The sequence below is a fragment of the Pseudomonas sp. AU11447 genome, assembly GCF_001672555.2.
In the GTDB taxonomy this organism is placed as follows: Bacteria; Pseudomonadota; Gammaproteobacteria; order Pseudomonadales; family Pseudomonadaceae; genus Pseudomonas; species Pseudomonas nitroreducens.
In genome coordinates, this window is the sequence record NZ_LZDG02000017.1 from 533,348 (window position 1) to 550,677 (window position 17,330).

Below are 17,330 nucleotides of genomic sequence, written 5' to 3' on the forward strand. Positions count from 1 at the left end.
AAAATGGCTAGTCTTCTAGTTTTTTATGAAGACCTAGAGGTTGGTGCAGAGTCTAGGTTTTTCCTGCAAGCCCTGATATGCCGAGAGCAGGCACTCTTGACCGCCTCGTTCAAGGTCAAACCGGTTGCGAGACTCCTCTGCTTGACGGATAGGTTGGTCAGAGACGCAGTGCGGGAGTTAGCCGAAGCTGGGCTGTTGGTGGCCAAAAAACAGGCTGACAAGGTGGGTCGCCCGGGGCAGGAATATGAGGCGTCGCAATACCTCCTCGATCTGCTTGCCCAGCCAAGAGGTAGTTCGCTTACTCATCGGGACCTGGTCCTGCGTCTCTTTAGTGAGCCGGAGATTTATGCCGAGGGACCTCGGCCTGAAACAGATACCGGGAGCGAAAAGGTTGCGCGCAAACAGGTACGCAAGGACGGGCGGCCGGCAGCACCTGGGGCCAGTGGACGCCTGGGGGCAGCCACGAGAGTGCTTTTGGCTGCCCTTTTAACCTTTGCCGATCAGTGCGGGGTTGTGGCCGGGGTGGGGGAGGCGAAGCTTCGTGCTATGACGGGCCTGAGTCCGATTGCGCTCAAACATCAGGTGAGGCGACTAGTCAGCCTGGGCTTCATACGTGGTCATGTACCGGGCGTATCCAATGGCTTCTTCGTTGGGGCCAGAGTTCCCAGTACCTACTACCTGAGCCTCGACCACCCGCAGCTAGGTGAGCAGAGCCTCCGCCGCGCCTTGTTGGTTTATGCAGAAGATGGACTATCCCGCAACGAAAGGTTGACCAACAGGCTGCCGTTTGATGTAGCAGGGGCTCTTCTCTCTCTGGGGCCTGCTGCGCTGGATGTCCTTTATCACAAGCTGGCCAGGTACACGTCGCATCTGCTTTCCCTGACCTGGGGAGGGCCGGGCGAAAGGTACGGCGAAGTTCCTGCATCGCTGGCGGGCATGATCGGTCGAGAGTTAGCGCAACTGAAGGTCGGGAAGCCGGAGCAGAACGAGGCTGGCTATTACTGGCCCAAAGTGCTCGATCACTTTTTTGAGGTTGCGTTCGACTGGTCCGAGCGCTTGAAGCAGAAGCTCAATGGCAAGGCGTGGCCGGGGTACCAGCCCCAGTTGGTTAGACTGATACCAGCGCCGGAGTCAGAAGAGGGGAATGATAGCTTGATGATCGTTTCCCTGATCGTCTACCCGGCTCCCGAGAATCAGAAAGGCTGCATTGTGTACAAAGATGTCCCTGGCGGATTTCTTCGTGAGTTCGACAGCGAGGCTGACCTGGATGTGTGGAACCGCTATGAGTTTGGCTTGCTAACCGAGTAGGTGCCCGACCCTTCGAGTTATTTCTTACCGCCCCTGCAGATCCTCTGAACGAATACGAGGAGCCCGTTCATGAGGATCATTCGATTGAAAGAAGTTATCGACTCGACCGGCTTGGCCCGGTCGACCATCTACAAATACATCAAGGAAGGCACCTTCCCGAAGCCGGTATCACTGGGCGACCGCTGCGTCGGCTGGGTAGATAGCGAGGTGCATGACTGGATCCTGGCAAGGATCGAAGAGCGTGACCTTGCGGAGCAGGGGGCTGCGGTGCGCTCAACCGGTCACCTGAGTGTCGCCAGCTAGAACTGACCATCTGCGCCATGGCTGGCTACGGCTGGTCATGGCGCTTATGCCGTGTGGGGCGGTATGTCCTCTGTGGGGAGCCTCTAGCGAACTGAGCAATACCTGCTCCTCATTGCTCGGTTCGTTGGGAGTCGGAGGTTGGATTGATGGCGTGTGTCAGGGCCGTTGCTCGATGGTTTATTACCGGAGTAGGCACCCTGGAGAAATTCGCGGTGTGGCCGTGAGAAAACATCCCGCGATCACGGCGTAGCCGAGAGCGTCAATTGCGGCACGGGTATTATGCTTTTACTTGCTCTTCCTACCCGTAGGGTTCTGGCTATCTGACACCGTGTGAGCACTGTCTGAGCTATCGAGTAGGGTTCGCAGGGTTGCTGAGGCATGAGCTGCAAGCACTGACCCCAGGTTGCCCAGCCGAGAGGGGACAGGTACCAGTACGGGGTATCGGTAGAAAAATCCACAGATGAAACATGTGTATGAACCTCAACCAGGAGTCATAACCATGCTTCACCAGCTCGATACAGCCAGTCACCACCTGCTTCGTCATCCCGGCAACACCAACCTCCATCTGTATCGCCAGCCGACGTACCGTGGCCTACCCCTGATGATCGACAAGGGGCCATTCGTTGAGGAGTATCTATCTCGTCTCCTGCGGGTTATCCAGCGGGCGCTCACTCAGTATCCGAGGGTCATGGCATTCAGGGTGGACCTAAACCTGCCGAGGGATATCGATCCCTCTGAATACGCTGACGCCAACAAGGTCATCAGCAGGTTTATTGCGTCATTCAGCGCCAAGATCGAATACCACCGCAGTCAGCTACGTGAAGAAAAGAAGGATGCTCGGGATTGCAGGGTGCGCTATGCCTGGGCAAGGGAGGTTGGGATGGGGGGAAGGCCGCACTACCATCTGGTATTCCTGCTCAATCGCGATGCCTATCACAGGCCGGGTAGGGTGCAATCTACGAGGCGAAATCTCGTTGCGCGTCTGCAGGAAGCTTGGGCCAGTGCCTTGCAGCTTTCGGTCGATCAGGTCGATGGGCTGGTACATATCACGGACAATGCCACGTATCGAATCTACCAGAACGTCCCCGACGGCAAGCTGGATGAACTGCCGGAGTTGTTCCGCCGTGCAAGCTACCTGTGCAAGGCTGCTACGAAGTCCTACGGGAGTCGCCTGCGCGGATTCGACACCAGCAAGGGGTAGTCGGCTGCTGTTTGATTAGCGGCAATGCTCGTGTCCGACGAGCGCGTGGATCTCTTTCACCTGCGCTCTGCTCCTTCATTTATCATCCCTTCAATTTGCATGGACGGCAGGCCTCTGCGCCTGCCTTTGCCGCTTTTTCGCAGTAGCGACCCGGATAGCCTCATCTCATGAACGCCGTAGAAATCGAACAAGCCATCACCGACCTGGCAAGTCAGCCGTTTGATCAGGTTGAGTTTCCCTATGCCTTCCTGCAGGCCTTCGGCAACAAGGAAACCACTCTCAAGCGCCTGCGCTCGGGGGTAACCAACAAGTCCGATCTGGGTGGCGTGCTGCAAACCAGCAATATCCACCTGGCGGTGTGTGGGGCCGGCAAGGTCACTGAGACGCTGGCTGCCCTCAAAGCTAGCCCGGCCACAGCTCGGGCCAAGGTCAAGTACGTGCTCGCTACTGATGGCGAGACACTGGAGGCCGAGGAGCTAGAAAGCGGCGAAACCGTCGCCTGCGCCTATCCGGACTTCCCTGATCACTTTGGCTTCTTCCTGCAGTTGGCGGGCATTTCCACGGTCAAGCAGATCCGCGAGAACTCCTTCGATATCCGCGCCACCAGCCGTCTGAACCGGCTCTATGTGGAGCTGCTCAAGGACAACCCGACCTGGGGCACCGCCGAGCGCCGCCATGAAATGAACCACTTCATGGCACGGCTGATCTTCTGCTTCTTCGCAGAAGACACCGACATCTTCAACGGAACTGGCTTGTTTACCGACACTCTCGCGCAAATGAGTGGCCGGGATGCTGCCAACCTGCATGAGGTGATGGGCGAGATATTCCGCGCCATGAATACCCCGATTGCTCAACGGGCTTCGGCAAACCTGCCGCGCTGGGCTGACACTTTCCCCTACGTCAACGGCGGACTGTTCTCTGGTGAGCCAGACGTGCCGCGCTTTTCCAGGATTGCCCGCAGCTACCTGCTGCATATTGGCGCGTTGGATTGGAAGCAGATCAATCCCGACATTTTCGGCTCCATGATCCAGGCCGTGGCCGACGATGAAGAACGCGGTGCCCTGGGTATGCACTACACCAGCGTGCCTAATATCCTCAAGGTATTGAACCCGCTGTTTCTCGATGAGCTACGCGCCAAGCTGAAAGAGGCTGGCGACAACCCGCGCACGCTGCTCAACCTACGTAAGCGCTTGGCGCGCATTCGTGTATTCGACCCGGCCTGCGGTTCAGGCAACTTCCTGGTCATCGCCTACAAACAACTGCGTGAGATTGAAAACGCACTCAATGAGCGCCGTGGCGAGCCGGGACGAAAAAGCGACATTCCTCTGACTAATTTTCGAGGTATCGAACTGCGGGACTTCTCGGCAGAAATCGCACGCCTGGCCTTGATCATTGCTGAGTATCAGTGCGATGTGCTGTACCGAGGGCAGAAGGAAGCTCTTCTAGAGTTCTTGCCATTGAGCAATCAGAACTGGATCACCTGCGGGAATGCTCTACAACTGGACTGGCTCAGTGTGTGCCCTCCCACCGGAACCAGCGTCAAGCTACATGCTGACGACCTATTTGGCAGCCCATTGGATCAAGCCCAGATTGATTTCGAGAATGAAGGTGGAGAAACGTATCTCTGTGGTAATCCGCCTTATCGTGGGAGCAAATGGCAAAGCGAGGAACAAAAGGCTGACTTAGCAAAAGCCTGGCGTAAGCATCCCAAGTTAGCCAAGACCACCGATTATGTAACGGGTTGGTTCGCCCGCTTCCTGGACTATGCCGATCAAGAACCATCCGCTGTAGCTGCCTTTGTAGCGACCAACAGCGTTTGCCAAGGACAGCAAGCGACAGAGGTGTGGCCGGTAGCATTTGAGCGTGGTTGTGAGATTCGCTTTGCTCACACCTCATTCAAGTGGGCTAACTTGGCCAGCAACAATGCTGGTGTCACGGTTGTTATCGTCGGTCTGAGCAAAAAATCGCCTGCTTCAAAGACGATTTACCAAGACGACTTAGTCAAACAGTGCTCCGCAATCGGCCCCTATCTAGTACCGGACAGTTTGGCGTATGTGCAGAAAGCCAACCTACCAATCGGCGAGCAATCGATTATGCTCTTCGGAAATATGCCACGCGATGGCGGGCACTTGTTCTTGGATAGTGATTTAGCAGAAAAGATCGCCAAGGAAGACTCGATTGCTCAGCATTTTATTAAGCACTTCGTTGGTTCGGATGAACTGATTAATGGGCGGCAGCGCTATTGCCTGTGGATTGAAGATGCTGAAGTTGAAGCGGCAGTTAAAAGCGAATTTATAGCGCAGAGGCTGCGATTGGTCGCGGAGAACCGAAATCAGTCGAACGCCGAATCAACTAGACAGTTTTCAAAACAGCCACATCGCTTTGTCCAAATTGCTGGCAGAACGAAAAAAACAGCCATCGTGGTGCCGAGGGTATCGTCAGAAAATAGACCTTACTTGCCAGTCGACTACCTCACGTCAAATTACGTCGTAGGTGACCGAAACTTTGCCCTTTATGATGCACCTTTGTGGAATATGTCGCTTATCGCTTCGCGCTTACATTGGGTTTGGATAGCCAGCGTTTGTGTCCGTCTTGAGATGCGCTTTTCCTATTCTAATACCCTAGGCTGGAACACATTCCCCGTGCCGCCTCTGACCGAGAAAAACAAAGCCGACCTCACCCGCTGCGCCGAAGACATTCTTCTGGCACGCGAAGCTCACTTCCCGGCCACGATTGCAGATCTCTACGACCCGGAGACCATGCCGGACAATCTGCGTGCAGCACACGAGCGCAACGACGAAATGCTGGAGCGCATCTATATAGGTCGTTGCTTCAAGAACGATACCGAACGCCTGGAGAAGCTGTTCGAGCTGTATACCAAGATGACGGCCAGCCAGAAACCACGGAAGGCCAAGTAATGAGTGACCTTATCCTTATCAAACACATGGGCATGAAGCCCTGACTGGTAGCGTAGACATGACTCAAACCGTTCCCTCCGTTTCCGTTTCCTATGCCCAGAGCGGACGATCCACCAAGGCCAATGAGCTGGGCATGCGCCCTATGCAGGAGCGTGCCTATGAGCGACGCGGCGAACAGTACCTGCTGATTAAATCGCCCCCCGCGTCCGGTAAAAGCCGAGCCTTGATGTTTATCGCCCTGGACAAACTGGCCCATCAGGGCATCAAGCAAGCCATTATCGTGGTGCCGGAAAAGTCCATTGGATCGAGCTTCCACGACGAACCCCTTAGCCGCTATGGCTTCTGGGCCGACTGGCATGTAGAGCCTCGCTGGAATCTGTGTGATGCACCAGGCACTGACGATGGCGGCAAGGTCAATGCGGTGGGCGCATTCCTGGAAAGCAGCGACCAGGTACTGGTCTGTACCCATGCCACGTTCCGTTTCGCAGTGGATAAATTTGGTGTGGCGGCCTTCGATGACCGGCTGATCGCCGTGGATGAGTTCCACCACGTTTCCGCCAATCCGGACAATAAACTGGGCACTCACCTGGGCCAATTCATCGCTCGCGACAAGGTGCACATCGTCGCCATGACCGGCTCCTATTTCCGAGGTGATGCCGAGGCCGTACTGGCGCCGACCGATGAAGCTCGCTTCGATACCGTGACTTACACCTACTACGAACAGCTCAACGGCTACGAGCACCTGAAGAAGCTAGACATTGGTTACTACTTCTACTCGGGCGCATACTCCGACGACATCCTGAAGGTGCTCGACCATAGCGAAAAAACCATCCTCCACATCCCGAACGTGAACTCCCGCGAGAGCACCAAAGACAAGATCCGGGAGGTCGAGCACATCATCGAAGAGCTCGGTGAGTGGCAAGGCACCGACCCGGTGACAGGCTTCCAACTTGTGAAGACCGCCAATGGACGCTTACTCCGTATTGCCGACCTGGTGGATGATGACCCGGCCAAGCGCGACAAAGTCGCGGCAGCCTTGAAAGACCCGACCCAGAAGAACAACCGCGACCATGTCGACATCATCATCGCTCTGGGCATGGCCAAAGAGGGCTTCGACTGGATCTGGTGTGAGCATGCACTCACAGTGGGCTACCGCTCCAGCCTGACAGAGATTGTGCAGATCATCGGCCGAGCAACCCGCGATGCTCCCGGTAAGGCACGGGCGCGCTTCACCAACCTGATCGCCGAGCCAGATGCCAGCGAGAAGGTGGTGGCCGAGGCCGTGAACGACACACTCAAGGCAATTGCCGCCAGCCTCTTGATGGAACAGGTTCTGGCACCGCGCTTCGAGTTCAAGCCGAAGACCCCCACCAGTGGGCCTCAGGAAGGCTTTGACTACGGAGACGCAGGCTATCAGCCGGACAAGTGCAATGTTGGCTTCAACCACGAAACCGGCCATCTACAGATCGAAATCAAGGGCCTGGCTGAACCCAAGAGCCCTGAAGCCAATCGCATCTGCCAGGAAGACCTGAACGAGGTCATTGCCAGCTTCGTACAGGACAAAACCAACATCGAGCGCGGCCTGTTCGATGATGAGTTGGTGCCCGAGGAGCTGACCCAGCTGCGTATGGGCAAGATCATCCGCGACAAGTATCCCGAACTGGATGCCGAGGATCAGGAGGCCGTTCGCCAACACGCCATTGCTGCCCTGAACCTGACCCAGCAAGCCAAGCAGCTGGTATTAGGTGATGATCCGCAAAGTACGCTTAATGGGGGGAATGGCACCCCCAGCACGGCTCTGATTGATGGCGTGCGCAAGTTTGCAATGGATGTGCGGGAGCTGGATATCGACTTGATCGACCGGATCAATCCGTTCAGCGAGGCATACGCGATCCTGGCCAAGACCATGAGCGAGGAAAGCCTCAAGCAGGTTGCGGCGGTGATTGGTGCCAAGCGCACTCGACTGACGCCTGAAGAAGCCAAAGATCTTGCCGTGCGGGCAGTAAAATTCAAGAAGGATCATGGCCGGGTGCCTTCCCTGACCGCTCAAGACCCTTGGGAGCGGAGCATGGCGGAAGGCGCTGCAGCCTTTATGCGTTTCAAGAAAGAGGGCCGATATGGCTAACGAATTCGATCTGGATGAGCTGGAAGCGGAGCTTTCCGATTTCGCCACTTCAGACAAGAAGGTCGGTCGCACTCCTCGCGAGGAGCGCATCATCGCCGGCTTCGAGGATATCCAACGCTTCGTTGAGCTGCACGGCCGCGCGCCGCGCCACGGCGACGATAAGGATATCTTCGAGCGCCTGTATGCCGTGCGTCTGGATCGCCTGCGCGAACAGGAAGAATGCCGCGTGCTGCTGCAACCAATGGACCATCAGGGCCTGCTGAATGCCATCGAGGTACGGGAGCCGCAAGGTGACTACTCCATGACGGACGATGAGCTGTTGGCGGAGTTGGCTGGGGACGATGATGGTGCTGACATCCAGAATCTTCGCCACGTTCGCAGCAATGCTGAGAAGCGTGAGGCAGAGGAGATTGCCCAGCGCGATCGTTGCGAGGACTTCGAGCGCTTCCAGCCGCTTTTTGAGCTGGTACAGCGTGAGCTGCAGTCAGGCAGCCGTGTGACTCGCACCTTCATCCGGGATGCCAGCATCGAGGAAGGACAGTTCTTTATCCTTGGCGGACAGACGGTTTATGTGGCTGAAGTCGGTGAGCCCATTAAGGCTCCGAATGGTGAGAGCGATGCTCGGCTGAGGGTGATCTACTCCAACGGCACAGAGAGCAATCTACTGCGAAGATCCTTGCAGCGTGCACTGTACAAGGATGATGCCGGCCGTCGTATTACCGATGCGGATGCAGGCCCATTGTTTGGCGAAACGCTGGATCCCGACGACATCGAGAGTGGCACCATTTACGTGCTTCGCAGCCACTCAACGCATCCCTTCGTGGCCGAGCATCGCGATCTGATCCACAAAATCGGCGTCACGGGCGGCAAGGTGGAAACGCGCATCGCCGGTGCTGACAAGGACGCCACCTACCTACTGGCGGAAGTTGAGGTTGTGGCGACCTACAAGCTGCACAACATCAATCGCGCACGGATGGAAAACTTATTCCACCGGCTGTTCAGCCCTGCCCAAATAGAGCTGACCATCCCCGACCGCTTTGGCAACCCGGTCAAGCCCAGGGAGTGGTTCCTGGTGCCGCTGCACGTGATTGACGAAGCAGTGGAGCGTATTCGTGATGGCTCAATCACTGGCGTGGCGTACGACCCGCAATCAGCTCGACTCATCACGCAGGGATAGCTGTGCTACAGGGCGCGAGGCCAATAAACCGCGCGCCTTATCCTCTGTTGAGGTTTGTTTGGGTAAGATCCGGCAGATTCAGGATCGCCGAAGGTTAAGAAATGGACTTCACCCCCATCATCGCCCAGGTCTGGAGTACCGTCAGTTGGCTAATCCCGCTGATGCTGCTGATTGGCCTACTCAAGTCGCCCTGGGCCAAGGGCCATATTGGCGAGCTCCTGGTACGCCTGTTCGCTCACTGGCAACTGGACAAGCAAATCTACCGTGGCCTGCACAACGTCACCCTGAACACTCCAGACGGCACCACCCAAATCGACCACGTATTCCTCTCGCCCTACGGCATCTTCGTGCTAGAAACGAAGAACATGAGCGGCTGGATCTTCGGCAGCGAGAAGCAGGCGCAGTGGACGCAGAAGCTCTACAAACGCACTTTCAAATTCCAGAATCCGCTGCGGCAGAACTACAAGCATCTCAAAGCGCTTGAAGCCACTCTGGGCGTCAGCCCTGAGTACCTGCACTCGGTGATTACCTTTGTCGGCGGCAGCACGTTCAAAACCGAGGTGCCGGCCAACGTGACCCAGGGAATTGGTTTTATCCGCTACATCAAGTCGTTTCAGCAGCCGATATTCAGCCAGACTGAAGTCGAAACCATGGTGCAGGCCCTGCAAACTGGCCGCCGCGCCCCCACTCTCGCCACCCACCGCGAGCACGTGCACAACCTCAAGCGTCGGAGTGATCCAACAGCAGAGCGGAAATGCCCGAAATGTGGCAGCGTCCTGCTGATCCGCACTGTGAAGTCCGGCCCGAAAGCAGGGCAACAATTCTGGGGCTGTTCGGCGTTTCCCAAGTGTCGAGTGATGCAGAGTCTGTAATCGGCTGTTGAGTGTCCTAGCCGGCATCGCCTTCAGAACACCACGCCATTGCGCCATTTGAGGGCAAAAAAAGAGGGGGCTTGGGGCTCCCTCTGTTGGTAGTGCGGCCAATGCCGGTGAGTGAGATAGCAGCGGTGGTTCAGTGGTGTTGATTGATCCAGTGGAACTCAGGTCCGTTACTGCAGTAGGTAACCGGCAGGCTGATTGTCCTTATCAAAACAGAGGATGGTCTCGCAGTACCCGCCGATCTGATCGATGTTCGATTCAGCAACGGCAGGCAACCACTTACCAAGGTCTGCCACGGGTACCCTCTGGTTATTGATGTAGCACTCGTCATCCATGCGCGGATTGCACCAGGCGGATGTAACTTCCGGCCATTCAGATTGATCTGAGGGGCCAGACGATGGCGAGGCCCCAGCTTGAACTCCTCCTCTCTGTGCCTGCCACGCTACATAGCCGCCTTCATAGCGCCCATCGAACGTCGGCACCAGATGATCATCAGGGACGCCAATATCCAGATAGAACTGGTACAGGAGCGTACCTGCCTCGGCGTAGGACACCTGGCGCGAGGTATCGATGCGATAGGCGACCGCCTTACCGTCGGAACTGATACCGATGCGATACCAGATGGAGAGTAGGAAGAACCCATCCTGGTTCCACTCGCCCACGATGGCATTGCTAGTCCGGCACTTACCGCGCAGGCACGTACCGCTCACTTGGTTGCGATAACGCACATCCTGCTGGCGCTGAGCATCCCAGATGAGCACGTCGCGGGACATTTCTAGCCACGTGCACCGTAGCAGCGGCTTTCCGTCAGGGGCTTTCTGGGTAATGCATGGAATTGCTTCTGGGAGACCGCTAGTGGATGTCTCGTCGGGAATGGCGAGACTCGTCCACGTGTAGTCGACAGCGGCGCTGACGTTGACGCAGAAGGCTAGTAGCAGGATGCTGAGTATCCGTTTCATGAGGTAACTCCAGTCTGTGATTTCTTGCGAGAGCGAAAGGATCCGGCTGTTGAACGACCATTGGCGCAGCAGGGCTCGCCTGCTGTGAAACGAAACTCTTCGCTGTTGGTAGCTCTGGATTGAAGGGCTATTTCTTGTAGAGGACCTTGAGCCGCTTGTTCACGTAGTCCTTGATGATTTCGTAATCGGGGTTGTAGGTGGCGAGAGCGTGGCCGACACCTGCTGCAATGGTCAGTGCAGCCAGGGTGAGTGTCGCTGGTGCTGACATCACAGTGGCCGCCGCCCCAAGTGCTCCACCGCGCATAGCTGCACCTTTCAAATCGCTGATGACACGGCATTTCATTCCCGCGCTTTCGATCTTGGTTTCGACTAATTTGATGCCTTCCGTGAAATTGCCTCTGAGGCCGTTGATCTCGAAGGACGCTTTGCTGCGCACGAGACTTTCGATCTGCGCTTCGTTCAGTCCGGTGATGACGTGCATCTGTTCTGTGCTCCCTGCTTGGAGTTGGAGGAAAAGTTGAATATCGACCTTTTGGGTTGAGTCTCGGTTTGTGAAGTCCTTCATGTCAACAGGTTGATGCCCAACCATCCGAGTTGATCTGGAGGGGTGGCATGTCGAAAAGCGATTCAAAGCAGTTGGCGGAAGTCGTGGGCCAAGCGATTGCTCGTCAGCGAGTGCGTTGCAAGCTGAGTCAGGAACAGGTCGCGGAGCGCTTGGGGATTGGTAGTGAGGCCGTTTCACGCATCGAGCGTGGGGTCGTCATGCCCAATGTCGAACGTCTGATTGAACTGGCGGCTGTCTTCGGCTGTGAGACCGCCGACCTGCTGACCGAGGGAAGCTCGCGCCCAGAGGATCAGGCGCGTCGACTGCAGGGGCTGCTGTCCATGCTGAACTCGGACGATCGTGCGCTGGTGCTGGAGTTTGTGGAGCGTCTGGTGGCGCGCCTCAGCCGGGACTAAGGCCCTCCTGACTTTCTGCCGTCTCGTCGAACAAGGCGCCGCAGCGCAGGCACAGGCAGTCGAAGCCGGCGAAGTGAAACCGCGCGACATCCTCTGCCGCCTTTCGTGCCTCCGGGCAAGCGGGTACGACTGCTGCCAGACCGTTGAGAAGAGCGGCCTGGCCGCTCCCCTCATGTGGGCGCTGAGCGCCCTTGATTGCGCCATTGAGCAACCCGGCCAGCAGGGTCAGCCCTTTGGCTGCGTCCCGTGTCAGCACGGCGCTTGAGTCGCAGATCAAACACTGTCTGTTCATCGTCATGCTCCCTATTGAGTTGAGGCGGCCAGTGCATGCCTGGCGGCTCAGGGGTAGTGATTATTTCGGTGGTGCAGTGGCGGAATCTGCCGCGGCTGTTCCGGGTGCCAATGCGTTCACGAGGCGGCAGAAAATCCAGCACGCCAGCAGCACGGCGATCAGCAGGGGCGGAAAGCGCACCATCAGAAGCACCAGCAGCAGAAGGGCCAGGCAGCCCGCGAGGATGCCGGCGAACATGAACACGGCGGCAAAGATCCGTAGTAGCTTCATCGTCGTGTTCTCCTCACAGGTAGCCCTGTTCCGCCAGCGACACGCTGCCTTCACGACCCACGATGATGTGATCCAGCGTTCGCACCCCGATCAGACTCAGTGCCTCCTTCAGCTTGTGGGTTAGGTTGCGGTCTGCCTGGCTGGGTTCTGGATCCCCAGAGGGATGGTTGTGCACCAGAACCATTGCTGCGGCGTTGTGCTCCAGGGCTGCCTTGACGACCTCGCGTGGATAAACGCTGGCACCGTCGAGCGTGCCCCTGAACATTTCCTGGAAGGCGATTACCCGGTGACGGCTATCGAGGTGGAGTAGTGCAAAAACCTCATGCTCGTAATCGCCCAGCAGCGCCTGCAGGTGACTGAATACCGCCTTCGGTGAGGTCAGTGCTCGCCCCCGGCGCAGACGCAGATTCGCCAACTGCCGGGCCATCAGCAGGATGTCGGTTTCGGTGACTGGTGACTCCACTAGGTAGGTGCCTGTGGCGTCACTGGCCTTCAGCTTGTGCAAGCGCATGCTGGGCTCCTTGAGGGTTATCTGTCGGTGGGATGCCACGCTGGGCTCGTGCTGCCAGCTTCTCGGCCAGGCTGGCTTTCGCAGAGCGTTGGGGTGTGCTGCTGGCTGAAGAGGGGCTTTCCTCGACGGGGTAGAACTCCTCGGCGATGGCGCCAGCGTCTTCCTCGCTGTCCTCGAAGGCGCCATTGCCGAAGCCGCGTCGCGCCGCTTCATCCAAGGTGGTCTGATCGAAGCCTGCTGCTTGCCTCTGCGCATCGAGCTCATTGGTGGCCTGCAGTGCCTCCGTCATGTCCATACCGCCGCGTACCGTGAGGTCGACGTAGAAGATCGGCGTCCCATGGCTTTGCCGGGTGGACTTCCCGCGCAGGCGCAGTTCCAGCGGCAGACACGCCAGGCGGTTGCCCGAGATGGCCTGGAAGTAATGCAGGCGAGCTGCCAGGGTGCGGATGCTGTTGAAACCGGTGGTGCGGAACACGAAACTCCCCAACGGATCGTCATCGCCAATGACCACGTTCAGCCGACCGTAAGGTTTGCAGGCACCACCCTTGGCCAGCGGACATGCATCCGGTGAAGGACAGGGTAGTGATTGCATACCGTCCTGCGTGACGCGCTTGCAGGTCTCGCCATTACCCACGCACAGCGGCCGCCCGGACTGCCGGTCGAACAGGGTGTAGTCGGCGCGGAAGTTCAGCTCCGGTTCGTTGAACAGCAGACGTACCGGGATGCTGCGCAGCTTGTCGTCCTTGCCCTGACGCAGCTCGTCATTGAGCGGATGCAGCAGCCAGCCGTCCTTGCCTTGCACTTGGGAGGTAATGGTGAACTGGTCATCCTTCTCCGGCAGGCGCTTGCCGTTCTTCTCGACGACCTTGCCGATGGAGATGCGTCCGAGCACCGGCGGGGTGAGTGCGAGACCTTTGAGCATGGTGGTTCTCCTGAAAATGAAAAAAAGCCAGCCACGCAGCGCGAACTGCATGGACTGGCCAAGGGGGAAGGGGGGATGGAGGAGGAAATCAGCCGACCAGGAAACGCCGCGCACCGGGCTTCAGCAGCGGGTACTTGGCCTGCAGGTACGGCTTGTCCTGGAGCAGTTGCACGACATCGAGACCGACGCTGTCCTTGGCCTTGCGCCAGGAAACGTAGCCGCTGGAAAACTCCGCCCGGCTGGCATCGCCCATGGCCTGCTGCAGCATCTGCTTGAGCTCGGCCTCGCGCTTTTCCTTGTCGGCCATCGACTGCCGCAGGGCCTTCAGTTCGATATAGGCGGCGGTCAGTCCGGCGTGGTTACTGAAGTCGACGACTTGGCCGTTGTCCTCCGGGTAGAGGCAACGCAGAGCTGCCTCCGCGGACGCCGTACCATCGGCCGGCGGTGGCGTGTCAGTTTCCACGTACTGCCAGAACTTGCGCTCCAGCTCGATCAGGCGCGTGATCATCTGCTCGTCACGCTCGATGCGGTGGATCTCCAACGTCTGGCCGCCGAGCAGCACGGCGACATCCGCAGCCTGCTTGCCAGTGACGGCGAGCTGGTGCATCACCTGAAGCTCGACATACTCGGGGATGCCTTCCTTCCAGAGACGTGCCCCGTTTATGCCGGCGGTCTTGCATTCGAGGATCTGCACGTCGTCGGCTCCGATCACCTCGCGGTCGATGTTGGCCAGCATCCAGGGCAGCTCGAGATCCGGGTGTTGCAGCACGGCATTGATGCGCCGCACCTTGTTCTTGGTGCGCTTGCTGTAGTGCCAGGCCACGATGGGTTCCAGAACGTTGCCCCAGTACATCGGGCTTTCCTCATCCTGGGGATCGGCCTTGGGCATGCCGGCATCGCGACCGGTCTTCTCCAGCCACAGCTCCAGCTGTGATTTGTAGGGATTCAGGCCGACCGCAGCGGCGGCATCCGAACTGCCGATGCCTTGCTTGCGGATCTGCAGCCAGTCCTCGCGCGGCAGCTCCTTGGTGCTGATCAGACGCAGGGCAGGGCGTTTCTTGCTGGTGCTGCCGTTCAATGATGTTGCTTTCATGCTGTTCACCTGCCGACATAAAAACGCCCGACCAGCACAAGGCTGACCGGGCGCGAGGGTTGGTGTGAGTGAGGGTTAAGCGACGAGCTGCAGCGCGGTATCCAGGGCGCGTTGTTTGATCTGCGCTCCCTGGCCGAACCAGGCCGAGTCCATGCGGTACTCGTTGCTGCGCGCACGACGCTCGTGGTCGACGTACTCGGTCACGGCGTTGAGCAGGCCCCAGGCGGTGCCGCGTGCCGAGTCCAGCAGGCTACCGCGACCACGACCTTCGTATAGCTCCTGGACTTTGCGCAGGGCGCGCTCGTTCGGTAATACCTCCGGCATTGCACCGGTTGGGCTGGTTTCGCAGAGCACAGACATGAAGAATCCCAAAGCCTCATGCCACTGCACCTTGCGCTCGGCCAGCGCGCGCATGCGGTACATAAAATCGTCCCATTGGGAGACGGCGATGCCGAGTTGCTTCTTCACCACTTTGGGATCGAAGCGGGTGTTATGCGGCACTTTGATCGCGCGGCTGGTGCCGTCCAGGGCGATGGTCAGAGTGTTGTTGCACACCACCCGCACAGTGGTCGGCGTTGCTGTGGTGGCCAGGGTACCGTCACAGGACGTGGCCAGCAGCAGGTAGCCGTTGACCTGGTCGTTGCCCTTGAGCGCAGCGCCTTGCCCGGTACGTGCCAGCGCCCAGAACTTGCGACCGCCCTTGAGTACGCCGGCGGTTTCCAGCTCGTAGCCGGAGACCTCGGTCAGATCCCGGTAGAACTCCAGAACTTCGCGCGGCTGCACGGTGTGATAGCGCTGGGAGACCACCGACAGCGGTGCCTTGGTGTCCGAGCGGAACAGCACCTTCTGTTCGGGGAAGGAATGGATCGCGCCCAGGTGGCCGACGGCATCCGATTTGAAGTGCACGGGGCTCTCCAGGATCTGCCAGTCCATCCCGGCTTCGCGTTGCCAGACTTCGATGGGTTGTTTCTGAGTGAGTTGATTGCCCAGGCCGTGCCACGGTGTAGCGCCAGCGTAGGCCATGGTCTCGACGAGATGTGCCATGTGAACGATTCCTTTGGGTGCGCGCCGGCATAAAGCGCCGCGCACGGCGCAGCACCTACCGGACGATTGAGATGAGGATAGCGTGGGCGCCGGATCAGGCCGGCAGGTTGAAGCGATGACCGCAGAGCAGGCAGAGGTTGTGGGCCAGGACGTGGCGGTCGAGCGACTCACCCAGCTGAGCACCGAGTGCGCAACCACCTACGCCGCCGGCCAGGCCGCCAAGGATGGCGCCCGACACGGAGCCGAGGGTGATGCCGACAGGGCCGGCGAACGCGCCGATAGCTGCGCCAGCCTGACCACCCGCCAGGGCAGCGCTGACGCCACGCGCAACACCGCCCACGGTGCCGATGGCGGCGCCGACTTTCATGGCGTGGTGGAAGGACGCGACTTTGGGGGAATGACAGCGAGGGCACTGCAATGACATGGGGCGAACCTCATTGGTGGGGATGTCACTGCTGTTATGTAGGGCTGCGATTATTTCGAATCGATTGGCCGGGTGTTCAATTGCTGCGTGCGTCAAGATGCACCAAACACGATACTAGACACCCCATCACAGCTACATGCGAACAACCTGCTGGGCAGTTGAGTGAGGGGCATGGTTGTCGATGAGATGCTTTGGTTGGGGACGCTGTATGTCGTCCATGTGCCCCTGCTAATGCGTCATTTTCACCCATAGATGGCGCAGGTAGATCTCGGGCAGATTCGTTCGGTTGTGGACCGACTCGTGCACTGCAATTCCGGTTATATCGTCTTGTTTCTGAATGAGCAGTGTATCGGCTGGTGACCAGCCAGGACTGCCTGCGATGTGCAGGTCTCGAATCCAGTTTCCTATCAGGGTAAACCAGTGATCGAAATCATGTTCTTGTACGTAGGCGATTATGGCTGCACGTACATGTGCTGCACCGTGTTTGCCCTCTTTGTAGCGCTGGATGCCGCCCCCTACTCCAACCCGCGTTACAACGTATTCGCGCTCATCACGATCCCCTCCAGCAGGAATGGGCAGCCGCTTACATTCAATCGGTAGAATCGTCTCGAAATCGCTATAGCTCCTGCCCTGTACGATCAATGCATCGCCAGCTGCGGCAGCCACCAAGTCGATCTTGCGTGAGGCTAGCGTCTCATCAGCCTCCTCCACCCGAAATTGCAGACAATCCCAGCCAGGTGTTTTGCGTGTTGCGCTATTAAGGTGGGCGCACAGTTGCGACGTGAGCGCTGTCTCGCCAGTACGTGCCGGCCGGTCAGGCCGATCTCGCCAGCGAGGAAGCTGGTCCAAAATGAAATCCAAAATGGCAGCCCGAGAGCGGCCCTCGGAAAGAACTCCTGAGCCTAGTTCGCCTAATGCAGTAGAAGTGGGACGGTCCGCCAGCAT

18 protein-coding genes are annotated in these 17,330 nt (G+C 58.2%); 8 read left to right on the forward strand and 10 right to left on the reverse strand.

Going from position 1 to position 17,330, the window contains the following annotated elements; translation table 11 throughout:
- The first annotated feature begins 96 nt into the window (after positions 1–96).
- The 7 genes from A6723_RS03095 to A6723_RS03125 all read left to right on the forward strand — a co-directional run bounded on the left by A6723_RS03095 (position 97) and on the right by A6723_RS03125 (position 9,904).
- Complete coding sequence (locus A6723_RS03095) at positions 97–1,308, forward strand: hypothetical protein (RefSeq protein WP_175405520.1); 1,212 nt, start codon at positions 97–99, stop codon at positions 1,306–1,308.
- A 69-nt stretch (positions 1,309–1,377) separates the two neighbouring features.
- A complete protein-coding gene (locus A6723_RS03100) occupies positions 1,378–1,611 on the forward strand; it encodes an AlpA family transcriptional regulator (RefSeq protein WP_043318621.1) in 234 nt (77 codons plus the stop codon).
- A 499-nt stretch (positions 1,612–2,110) separates the two neighbouring features.
- On the forward strand, positions 2,111–2,812 hold the full coding sequence (locus tag A6723_RS03105; protein WP_043318619.1) for an inovirus Gp2 family protein: 702 nt from the start codon (positions 2,111–2,113) through the stop codon (positions 2,810–2,812).
- Between the two features lie 167 nt (positions 2,813–2,979).
- Positions 2,980–5,730: a DNA methyltransferase gene (locus tag A6723_RS03110; RefSeq protein WP_054909037.1), complete on the forward strand. Its 2,751-nt coding sequence runs from the start codon at positions 2,980–2,982 to the stop codon at positions 5,728–5,730.
- Positions 5,731–5,788: 58 nt separating this feature from the next.
- Positions 5,789–7,855, forward strand: coding sequence for a DEAD/DEAH box helicase (locus A6723_RS03115; protein WP_043318615.1), 2,067 nt, complete (start codon positions 5,789–5,791; stop codon positions 7,853–7,855).
- Positions 7,848–9,032, forward strand: a complete 1,185-nt coding sequence (locus A6723_RS03120) for a GIY-YIG nuclease family protein (RefSeq protein ID WP_043318611.1) — start codon at positions 7,848–7,850, stop codon at positions 9,030–9,032. Before A6723_RS03115 ends, A6723_RS03120 begins: the two co-directional genes overlap by 8 nt.
- Before the next feature lie 101 nt (positions 9,033–9,133).
- On the forward strand, positions 9,134–9,904 hold the full coding sequence (locus A6723_RS03125; RefSeq protein WP_043318609.1) for a nuclease-related domain-containing protein: 771 nt from the start codon (positions 9,134–9,136) through the stop codon (positions 9,902–9,904).
- Positions 9,905–10,080: 176 nt separating this feature from the next.
- On the opposite strand, the gene A6723_RS03130 is transcribed toward A6723_RS03125, so the two are convergent.
- Both A6723_RS03130 and A6723_RS03135 read right to left on the reverse strand, forming a co-directional pair.
- Entirely contained in the window at positions 10,081–10,869 is a 789-nt protein-coding gene (locus A6723_RS03130) for a hypothetical protein (RefSeq protein WP_043318608.1), read from the reverse strand.
- Between the two features lie 127 nt (positions 10,870–10,996).
- Positions 10,997–11,350 carry a hypothetical protein gene (locus tag A6723_RS03135; protein ID WP_042929653.1) on the reverse strand — a complete coding sequence of 118 codons (354 nt, stop codon included), beginning with the start codon at positions 11,348–11,350 and terminating at the stop codon, positions 10,997–10,999.
- Positions 11,351–11,481: 131 nt separating this feature from the next.
- On the opposite strand from A6723_RS03135, the gene A6723_RS03140 reads away from it, so the two are divergent.
- On the forward strand, positions 11,482–11,829 hold the full coding sequence (locus tag A6723_RS03140; protein WP_043318606.1) for a helix-turn-helix domain-containing protein: 348 nt from the start codon (positions 11,482–11,484) through the stop codon (positions 11,827–11,829).
- On the opposite strand, the gene A6723_RS03145 is transcribed toward A6723_RS03140, so the two are convergent.
- From A6723_RS03145 to A6723_RS31605, 8 genes are all read right to left on the reverse strand, one after another.
- The gene (locus A6723_RS03145; RefSeq protein WP_042929550.1) at positions 11,816–12,121 is read right to left on the reverse strand and encodes a hypothetical protein; all 306 of its coding nucleotides are present in this window, start codon (positions 12,119–12,121) and stop codon (positions 11,816–11,818) included. The two genes, A6723_RS03140 and A6723_RS03145, sit on opposite strands and share 14 nt — an antisense overlap.
- Before the next feature lie 60 nt (positions 12,122–12,181).
- Positions 12,182–12,391: a hypothetical protein gene (locus A6723_RS03150; RefSeq protein WP_042929548.1), complete on the reverse strand. Its 210-nt coding sequence runs from the start codon at positions 12,389–12,391 to the stop codon at positions 12,182–12,184.
- Between the two features lie 13 nt (positions 12,392–12,404).
- Entirely contained in the window at positions 12,405–12,902 is a 498-nt protein-coding gene (gene radC / locus A6723_RS03155) for a DNA repair protein RadC (protein ID WP_042929547.1), read from the reverse strand.
- Positions 12,874–13,824 carry a hypothetical protein gene (locus A6723_RS03160; RefSeq protein WP_042929546.1) on the reverse strand — a complete coding sequence of 317 codons (951 nt, stop codon included), beginning with the start codon at positions 13,822–13,824 and terminating at the stop codon, positions 12,874–12,876. Before A6723_RS03160 ends, radC begins: the two co-directional genes overlap by 29 nt.
- Positions 13,825–13,912: 88 nt before the next feature.
- Positions 13,913–14,917 (reverse strand): YqaJ viral recombinase family protein, encoded by a 1,005-nt coding sequence (locus A6723_RS03165; protein WP_043318604.1) that lies wholly within the window; start codon positions 14,915–14,917, stop codon positions 13,913–13,915.
- A 75-nt stretch (positions 14,918–14,992) separates the two neighbouring features.
- Positions 14,993–15,961 carry a DUF932 domain-containing protein gene (locus A6723_RS03170; RefSeq protein WP_042929544.1) on the reverse strand — a complete coding sequence of 323 codons (969 nt, stop codon included), beginning with the start codon at positions 15,959–15,961 and terminating at the stop codon, positions 14,993–14,995.
- Between the two features lie 94 nt (positions 15,962–16,055).
- Positions 16,056–16,385, reverse strand: coding sequence for a hypothetical protein (locus tag A6723_RS03175; protein WP_023094888.1), 330 nt, complete (start codon positions 16,383–16,385; stop codon positions 16,056–16,058).
- 228 nt (positions 16,386–16,613) lie between these two features.
- Positions 16,614–17,330 carry a hypothetical protein gene (locus A6723_RS31605; protein WP_139092879.1) on the reverse strand — a complete coding sequence of 239 codons (717 nt, stop codon included), beginning with the start codon at positions 17,328–17,330 and terminating at the stop codon, positions 16,614–16,616.